The sequence below is a fragment of the Mesorhizobium sp. WSM3224 genome (genome assembly GCF_000427725.1).
Classification (GTDB): Bacteria; Pseudomonadota; Alphaproteobacteria; order Rhizobiales; family Rhizobiaceae; genus Mesorhizobium.
The window spans coordinates 81478-90175 of record NZ_ATYO01000027.1 but is presented as its reverse complement, the minus strand read 5'-3'; the positions used below and the strand labels follow the sequence as shown (position 1 = coordinate 90175).

Here is an 8698-nt window from a genome sequence, read left to right as displayed (position 1 = left end):
CTTTTCGGCGCCCGAGCGGCGCACGCCTTCGATCATCGAGGCGTGGTTCAGCTCGTCCGAGATGATCAGGCAGTTGGGCAAAAGCCGGGCGATGGTCGAGATCGAGGCCTCGTTGGAGACGAAGCCGGAGGTGAACACCAGCGCNGCTTCCTTCTCATGCAGGTCGGCGAGCTCCTGCTCCAGCTCGACCANNGGGTTGGACGTGCCGGAAATGTTGCGGGTGCCGCCTGCGCCCGAACCCATCTTGCCGGCGGCGGTCTGGAAGGCGGCGATGACGTCCGCGTTCTGGCCCATGCCGAGATAGTCGTTGGAGCACCATACGGTGATTTCCTCGGCGCGGCCGTTGCAACGCCAGATGGCGCGCGGGAACTTGCCCACGATGCGCTCGAGATCGGCGAAAACGCGGTAGCGCCGCTCGGCGTGGAGCTGGTCGATCGCATCCTCGAAGAACCGCTGGTAGTTCATGTCGACTTCCCGATTTTTGGGTCGGATCATAATCACTGCCCCATTCCGCGTCCACCGGACCCCACCGGTCAAAATGCCACGCCCCGGCCCTGTTCCTAACGATGCCGGATCGTGGCCTATTCCCGGCTGTCTGAAGCAGTTTTGTTTCAGTACGATGCCTCAGGCGGAAGGAACTGTTACGGACTTAACATTTGGGAGGGTAATGGGCTTGCGGCGGGGTTTCCAGCGCGGTGGCTGTTGAGACAGTTTCCGATAAATCTTGATCAGCGAGGTAGGTGATGACGGTTTTGGTGACAGGCGGTGCCGGTTATATCGGCAGCCACATGGTCTGGGAGCTGCTCGACGCCGGCGAAAGCGTGGTTGTCCTGGACCGGCTTTCCACCGGCTTCGAATGGGCGGTCGCCCCGGAAGCAAAGCTCGTCGTCGGCGATGTCGCCGACCGCGAGCTGGTCGGCCGGATCATCCGCGAGAACAAGGTCGACGCCATCATCCACTTCGCCGGCTCGATCGTCGTGCCGGAATCGGTCGCCGATCCGCTCGGCTACTACGAGAACAACACCTGCAAGACCCGCACGCTGATCGAAACCGCGGTGCGCGAGGGCGTGCCGCATTTCATCTTCTCCTCCACTGCCGCCGTCTATGGCGGCGCCGGGCTGGAGCCGGTGCGCGAGGATGCGCGGCTGGCGCCGGAATCGCCCTACGGCCTTTCCAAGCTGATGAGCGAATGGATGCTGCGCGATGCGGCGCGGGCGCACGACATCCGCTATACGGCGCTGCGCTATTTCAACGTCGCCGGCGCCGATCCAAGGGGCCGCACCGGCCAGTCGACGCCCGGCGCCACGCATCTGATCAAGGTCGCCTGCGAGACCGCGCTCGGCAAGCGCCCGTTCATGCAGGTCTTCGGCAAGGATTATCCGACGCCGGACGGCACCTGCATGCGCGATTACATCCATGTCAGCGATCTGGCGGCTGCGCACCGGCTGGCGCTGCAGCGGCTGCGCGACGGCGGCGGAAGCCTCGTCGCCAATTGCGGCTACAGCCACGGCTATTCCGTGCTCGAAGTCATCGACAGTGTGCGCCGCGCCTTCGGTCACGATTTCGACGTTCGCATGGGCGACCGCCGGCCCGGCGACGCCGCCGCCGTGGTCGCCAATTCCGACCTTGCGCGCAAGGAGCTCGGCTGGACGCCGCAGCGCGACGATCTCGACCAGATCGTCAACGATGCGCTGGCCTGGGAGCGTATCCTGACCGGCAAGAACTCGGCGCGGAGCTAGTCACAGCGAGCTGTTGGGCCAAGGGCTCGTCCGGCGCGTTCATAAGCGGTATTGAGGCTCATTCAGCGGTGCACAAAGCGCGCCGCAGACATGATCCTTGAGGGGAAGGCATGAAGGTCCTGGTTCTCGGCGCCGGCGCGGTTGGCACGGCGGCCGCCTACTATCTGGCTAAAGACGGTCACGAGGTGACGGTGATCGAGCGCCACGAGGCGGCGGCGCGCGGCACCAGCCAGTCGAATGCCGGCCTTGTGTCGCCGGGCGACGCCACTGCCTGGGCCTCGCCCGCCGCGCTGAAGACTTTCCTACGCGCGCTCTGGAACCACGACCTCGGCATCAAGGTCAGGCTGCGCCTCGATCCCTATTTTTATGCCTGGAGCCTGCGTTTCCTGCGCGAGTGCACGGTGGCAAGGCTTCGCGCCAACACCGACGTCAAGCTGAGGCTGGCGCTCTATTCGCGCGACTGCATCAATGCGTTGTCGGATGCGACCGGCATCCATTACGACGAGCGCCGGAAAGGCATCCTCTACTTCTTCCGCTCGCAGAAGAGCCTCGACACCGGCACCGACAATTACCGCTATCTCGGCGAGCATGGCCTGCCGATCGAGATCGTCGGCCGCGAGCGTCTGGTCGAGCTGGAGCCCGGCTTGGCCGGCGTGAAGGAAAAGATCGCCGGCGGCATCTATTCGCCGATCGACCAGACCGGCGATTCCAAGCAATTCGTCGACAAGCTCGCCGCCTATGCGGCCGAGAAGCTCGGCGTGAAATTCCTGTTCGGCACGACAATCCAGGGCCTCGACATCGAAGGCGATCGGGTGCGCGCCGTCATGACCTCGGCCGGGCCGGTGAAGGGTGATGCCGTCGTCATCTCCATGGGGCCGGAAAGCGGCCTGCTCGGACGCCGTTACGGCATCGACCTGCCTGTCTACCCGGTGAAGGGCTACACTGCGACGATTCCCTTGGAGGATGAGAGCAAAGGGCCGACCATGGGCGGCGCCGACGAGGACCGGCTGATCGGCTATTCGAGGCTGGGCAATCGCCTGCGGATGTCCTCGACGGCCGAATTCACCGGCTTCGACCGCAGCTTCAAGCCCGGCGATTTCAGAACCATCCTGGAGACCGGCAAGGACCTTTTCCCGGGCGCCTTCGACGAGAAGAAGGCTGTGCTATGGGCGGGTCTGCGGCCGATGATGCCGAGTTCTGTGCCTGTCTTCGGTCAGGCGAAATACCGCAATCTCTATCTCGACACCGGCCACGGCCACCTCGGCTGGACCATGGCCTGCGGCTCCGGCAAATTCCTGGCCGACATCGTCGCCGGCCGCAAGCCGGAGATCGATCCGCAGGGATTGCTTTACGGGAATTGATCAATCGTCGTGTCGGGCCAGTATCCACTCGTCAGTCACCCATTCGGCGAGCCACCCTGGCTCAAGATCGGCAATCTGCGTTAAGTTGCCCTGTCTGGCGGCAAGATGTCCGAAGCCGACGACTTGGAAATCAGAACAGTCAGCGGGATGGTCATATTCCCCACACGTCAATTGCCATTCGCCGTCGAAATGTCGAACGGCTAAAGTTACCGGGCGCTCAGTGCGAAAGACGTGCGCACATACAATAGCTCTTGTTTCCGGCTTTGAAGCTGCCACGGCGGATTGCCCTATCGATTGGGTCCTTGCCGACTCTTAATCGCACGGACCGATCAGGTCGCGCCACGCCCCAGCGTAATCGCGCCAACTTTGATCGGCTGGAGGCTCGGTTCGCTCGCCCTTGCTCGTAACCGTAGCGCCATCCGAGGCCAGCAGCGCGGCGCCGATGCTGGTCCCGGTCGACGTCTCCGACGCGACGACCGGCCGTCCGGTCGCCGCTACCAGCATGCGGATGAAAAGTGGATTCCGCGCGAAAGGTCCCTCGACCGTCGTCGGCCCGTCGCCGCCGACCAGCTCCAGGCAGGTTGCGGTCATCAGCGCGAGATAGAACGAGATGGCGGCGAAACGCTGGCCGGAGCTCAAGTTCTCGGCATTGACCCACTGTGCACCGCGATGCGGGAATGGCCCAGATCCCTGTTGGGTGGAAGGCAGCAGCAAGGCCTGGCGTGCCAGAACGGCGGCAACATCGGCTTCGCTCCATTGCTGTGGCTGGCCCTCGGTCAGCAGCGAGAATTCGCGCCCGCCCATGAAACGCGCCGAGGGCACCGGATCGCCGAGCGCATTGACGTTGACCAGCGTGTCGCGCGCCGGGTCGAGTTGCACCTTCTTGCCGCCAACCGCCATCGACACCACCCATGTACCGGTCGATACGACGGAGAAGGGCGGTGTATCGGACAGCAGGTGCGGCAGCAGCGAGGCGTTGGAATCGTGCAACCCGCAGAATACCGGTGTCTGCGGGTTGAGCCCCGTCCGTTGCACGATCGCCGGCAGGATCGGCCCTAGCCGATCCTTCGCTGGCCGCACCGGGGCCATCAGCCGGCGCCAGTCCATCCTGTCGACCAGCGAGGAATAGTCGGACGTCCAGGGGTTCCACAAATCGGTGTGGCAACCGAGCGACGTCACCTCATTGGCGGCGACGCCCGTCAATCGCAAGGCCCAGTACTGCGCATACATCAGGATAGTGGCGGCCCCGGCAAATTCGGCGGGAAAGCGCTTCTGCTGAAAGAAGAGCTGCGCGCCGACGTTGAGGCCGGCAGGCAGGCGCGGCGTGCCCGTCTCGGCAAAAGGGGGACGGACGGCGTCATAGTCCGGCGCCAATTCGTCGACGCCGCCAAACTCATAGTCGATCACCGGCAGCGCTAGCTCGCCTTGGGCAGCGACCAGCACTGCGGTGGCGCCATGGGTGGTGATCGAGATCGCGTCGACGCGTTGCTCGCGATGAAGCGCCGCTACGCTTTCGAGGATGAAGGCCCATAGCCGTTCGACATCGTGATGCGGATAGGGACCATCCGTGGAGGCAGCGTTGGCTGCGCGGCGGACTGCCGCTTCGCGCATGCTCTCCAGGTCGACCAGCGCCACCTTGGCGTTGGTCTTGCCGATGTCGATAACAGCGACGTGGCGGATCATGCCATATGGAACATAGTTTCCAGCGGCATCGCCACCGGTTCGTTGTCGACCTTGGTTTGCATCACATCGGCCATATGCGCCCACCAGCGCTGCATGACCGGATGTTTGGGCAGGTCGGCCATGCCGTGGTCGTCCAGCCGCCACAGCACGCCGAACTGGATGTTGGTCTCCTCGTCGAGATGGATCGAATAGTCGGAGACGCCCGCCTGCTTCAAAAGTGCCACCAGCGACGGCCAGATCTCGTCATGACGGCGCTTGTATTCGGCCTCCATGCCGGGATCGAGCTTCATCTTGAAGGCGTATTTTTCCATCAGGCGAAGCGACCTTCGCGCAGCCGCCGCCAGACGATCGGCAGCGCAATCACGATGATCAGCAAGAGGCCGATGAAGATCGACATGACGATGCCCGGCACGTTAAGCAGGCCGAGGCCGAAGGTCACCAGTCCCATGATGAAGGCTGCGAGCACGACGCCAAGGATGCTGCCGGCGCCACCGAGGATCGAGACGCCGCCCAGCACTACCATGGTGATGGCTTCGAGCTCGTAGCCCTGGGCGATGGACGGCCGGGTCGAGCCCAGCCGCGAGGTGATCAGCACCGAGGCGATGCCCGACATCAGCCCGGTCAGGCAGAACAATGTGAACTTGATACGGTCGACGCGCACGCCGGAAAACTGGCAGGCGACGGGATTGTTGCCGATGGCGAAGACGCGGCGGCCGAAGCTCGTCCGATGCAGGATGAACCAGTAGATCAAAGCCGCGACGAGGAACAGCGCCAGCTCGAACGAGAACACCCACCAGACATAACCCTGGCCGAAGAAAGCGAAACTCTCCGGATAGCCCTTGTAGGCCTGGTCGCCGAGGATGATGAAGGCGATGCCACGAAACAGGCTCATCGTGCCGATGGTGACAACGATGGATGGCAGGCCAAGCCGGGTGACGAGCAGCCCGTTGAAAGCGCCGCAGCCGAGTCCCACGATGATGCCGATCGCGACCAGCACCGGCGTGCCGGCGCCGGCCTGCAAAGCCATGCCCATCATCGTCGAGGCTAAAGCCACGATCGCGGCGACCGACAGGTCGATCTCGCCGGAGATGATCAGCAACGCCATGGCAAGCGCGATCAGGCCCTTTTCGGTGAAGTTGAAGGTCAGGTCCGACAGCGACCACGGATCGAGGAAATAGGGCGAAGCGAAGCTGTTCACCGCGAAGATAAGGATCGCGATGATGACCAGCAGCGCTTCCCAGGAGAAGATCGCCGAGGACAGCGGCTTGTCGAGCCGGTCGGGGATATGGCGCGGGGCAGGAGTATCGGTCATACCGCTTCCGCCTTTCTCAGGATGATGCGGCCCTGCCGGCGCTCGCCGCGCGCGTTGAGCACCACGGCCAGGATGATGGCGCTGCCCGAGATCGCCATCTGCCAGAAGGGCGAGATGTTGATGACCGGCAGCGCGTTGGAGATGATGCCGAGGAACAGCGCACCGAGCACAGCGCCGCCGACCGAGCCGATGCCGCCGGCGATCGAGATGCCGCCGATGACGCAGGCGGCGATGATGTTGAGCTCGTAGCCATTGGCGACCTCGACCGATGCGATCACGTAGCGCGAGATCCACAGATAGCCGGCGAGCCCGCCGATCATGCCGGAAATGCAGAAGACGATGAACTTGGTGCGGCCGACATCGATGCCGGCATAGATCGAGGCGGTCGGATTGACGCCGATCGCGTAGATCGAGCGTCCAATGGCGGTGCGCGTCATCACCAGGAAGAACAGCGCGATGACTGCGATCGCGATCCAGGACAGCACCGGCAGGCCGAGGAAGGCGGCGCGCTGGAAGTTGATGAAGTCGGGGCTCATCTGGTCGGCATTGACCCAGGCGCCGCCGGAGATGACGAATGTGGCGCCGCGATAGATGGTGAGCGTGCCCAGCGTCACCACGATCGAGGGAATGTTCAGCCGCCACACCAGTAGACCGTTGATGGCGCCGAGCGCGAGGCCGACGGCGAGAGCGACGACGATCAGTACCGGTATGGGGATCGCCGGATGCGCGGCGTTGAGCATGGCCACCACCATGCCGGTGAAGCAGAGGTTGGACGCCATCGACAGATCGATCGAGCGCGTCAGGATCACCGCCATCTGACCGAGCGCCAGTATCATCAGGATCGAGGTGTCGTTGAACACCTGGCGCAGGTTGGCCGGATCGGCGAAGCCCGGGAAGCGCGTCGAGATCAGGCCGATCAGAACGACGATGCCGGCGAGCAGCCAGATCTCGCGGTTTTTGAGGAAGCTCTTCATGCCGCGATCCCCGCTGCCGTCCGAACCAGCGTTTCGGCGTTCAGGTCTTTGTTGTCGTAGATCGCCGCGATACGGCCTTCGCGCATGACCACCACCCGGTCCGACATGCCGAGGATTTCGGGCAGTTCGGACGACACCATGATCACCGACAGGCCTTGCGCTACCAGCTCGGCCATGAAGCCGTGCACGGCCGCCTTGGAGCCGATGTCGATGCCCTTGGTCGGCTCGTCGAGGATAATCACCTTGGGCGTCGTCGCCAGCCATTTGGCGATGACCACCTTCTGCTGGTTGCCGCCGGAAAGCGTGCCGACATCCTGGCTGAGCGAGGAGGCGCGCAGGTCGAGCCGCTCGGTATAGGAGCGGGCGAGCGAGAACTCTTCCGCGAGCTTGAGCACGCCGGATTTCGAGGTGCGCGCAAGCGACGGCAGCGAAACGTTCTGGAAGATCGGCAGGCCGATCACCACGCCCTGCTTGCCGCGCTCTTCCGGCACATAGACGATGCCGGCCTCGATGGAGTCCGCGGCCGATTTCGGCGCGATCGTCTGGCCGTCCAGCGAAATAGCGCCTCGGCTGGTGCGCGTGATGCCGGCGATCGCCTGCATCACCTCGCTGCGCCCGGCGCCGACCAGGCCGTAGAAACCCAGGATCTCGCCCTTGCGCAGTTCAAAGCCGATGTCGTCGAATTCGGTCGGATGCGACAGGCCGGAGACGGAAAGCACCGGCGCGCCGATCTTCGGCTCGCGCTGCGGGAAGATGTGGTCGACATTGCGGCCGACCATCATGCGCACGATGTCGTTCTGGCCGGTGTCCTTGAGCAGGCCCTCGCCCACCATCTCGCCATCGCGGAAGACAGTATAGCGGTCGGCGATACGATAGATCTCGTCGAACTTGTGGCTGATGAAGAGCACGGCCTTGCCTTCGCTCTTCAGGAATTCGATCAGGAGGAAAAGCTCCTCGATCTCCTTCATCGAGAGTGCGGCGGTCGGCTCGTCCATGATGACGATGCGCGCGTCGATCGACATCGCGCGGGCAACGGCGACGAGGTGCTTGTTGGCGATGCCGAGGTCCTTCAGCCGCGTGTCGGCGTCGATATGGCTGGCGCGCATCGTTTCCAGCACCTCGCGAGCATTCTTGCGCATGGTACGCCAGTCGATGGTGCCGAAGCGGGTGCGCGGCGCATGGCCGAGGAAGATGTTTTCGGCGACCGAAAGATCGTCGAACAGCACCGTTTCCTGGTGGATGGCGGTGATGCCGTGGCCGAAGGCGGCATGCGCGCTGGGCAGCGTGGTGGCCTGGCCGTCGATCCCGATCTCGCCTGAATCGGGCTGGTAGATGCCGGTCATGATCTTGACCAGCGTCGACTTGCCGGCGCCGTTCTCACCGATCAGCGCCGTCACCTGTCCCGGATAGAGCGACAGGCTGACATCGTGCAGGGCGCGGACACCCGGGAAACTCTTGGAGATGCCTGAGAGCGTCAGGCGGGGAGAGGCGCTCGGAGCCGCGCCTGAAGGCTCGGGCAGCTGCGTCGCCATTTTGTGCTGGGCTGTCGTGTCCATATCCGTATCAGGCCCTGAGAGAGTCTGGTTGAAGATGCGGCGGGACAATTGTCCCGCCGCATGGGCTTGAAGT

General features: G+C 63.8%; 8 protein-coding genes. 2 read left to right on the top strand and 6 right to left on the bottom strand.

Annotation, left to right across the window (positions count from 1 at the left end; genetic code table 11):
- Nucleotides 1-465: aminotransferase class I/II-fold pyridoxal phosphate-dependent enzyme (locus tag YU3_RS0128040; protein WP_027169336.1), on the bottom strand; the 465-nt coding region annotated here is incomplete at its 3' end.
- Between the two features lie 278 nt (nucleotides 466-743).
- Between YU3_RS0128040 and galE the strand changes: the two genes are divergently transcribed.
- The gene (galE, locus tag YU3_RS0128035; protein WP_027169335.1) at nucleotides 744-1739 is read left to right on the top strand and encodes a UDP-glucose 4-epimerase GalE; all 996 of its coding nucleotides are present in this window, start codon (nucleotides 744-746) and stop codon (nucleotides 1737-1739) included.
- A 110-nt stretch (nucleotides 1740-1849) separates the two neighbouring features.
- Nucleotides 1850-3100: a D-amino acid dehydrogenase gene (locus tag YU3_RS0128030; protein WP_027169334.1), complete on the top strand. Its 1251-nt coding sequence runs from the start codon at nucleotides 1850-1852 to the stop codon at nucleotides 3098-3100.
- 312 nt (nucleotides 3101-3412) lie between these two features.
- On the opposite strand, the gene YU3_RS0128020 is transcribed toward YU3_RS0128030, so the two are convergent.
- The 5 genes from YU3_RS0128020 to YU3_RS0128000 are packed head-to-tail and all read right to left on the bottom strand — an operon-like array spanning nucleotide 3413 to nucleotide 8625.
- Nucleotides 3413-4783, bottom strand: coding sequence for an FGGY-family carbohydrate kinase (locus tag YU3_RS0128020; protein WP_027169333.1), 1371 nt, complete (start codon nucleotides 4781-4783; stop codon nucleotides 3413-3415).
- Nucleotides 4780-5094 carry an L-rhamnose mutarotase gene (gene rhaM / locus YU3_RS0128015; RefSeq protein WP_036259731.1) on the bottom strand — a complete coding sequence of 105 codons (315 nt, stop codon included), beginning with the start codon at nucleotides 5092-5094 and terminating at the stop codon, nucleotides 4780-4782. Before rhaM ends, YU3_RS0128020 begins: the two co-directional genes overlap by 4 nt.
- The gene (locus tag YU3_RS0128010) at nucleotides 5094-6095 is read right to left on the bottom strand and encodes an ABC transporter permease (RefSeq protein ID WP_027169331.1); all 1002 of its coding nucleotides are present in this window, start codon (nucleotides 6093-6095) and stop codon (nucleotides 5094-5096) included. Before YU3_RS0128010 ends, rhaM begins: the two co-directional genes overlap by 1 nt.
- Nucleotides 6092-7069: an ABC transporter permease gene (locus YU3_RS0128005; protein ID WP_027169330.1), complete on the bottom strand. Its 978-nt coding sequence runs from the start codon at nucleotides 7067-7069 to the stop codon at nucleotides 6092-6094. The genes YU3_RS0128010 and YU3_RS0128005 overlap by 4 nt, the downstream gene beginning before the upstream one ends.
- Nucleotides 7066-8625 carry a sugar ABC transporter ATP-binding protein gene (locus YU3_RS0128000; protein ID WP_027169329.1) on the bottom strand — a complete coding sequence of 520 codons (1560 nt, stop codon included), beginning with the start codon at nucleotides 8623-8625 and terminating at the stop codon, nucleotides 7066-7068. The genes YU3_RS0128005 and YU3_RS0128000 overlap by 4 nt, the downstream gene beginning before the upstream one ends.
- Nucleotides 8626-8698: the final 73 nt, after the last annotated feature.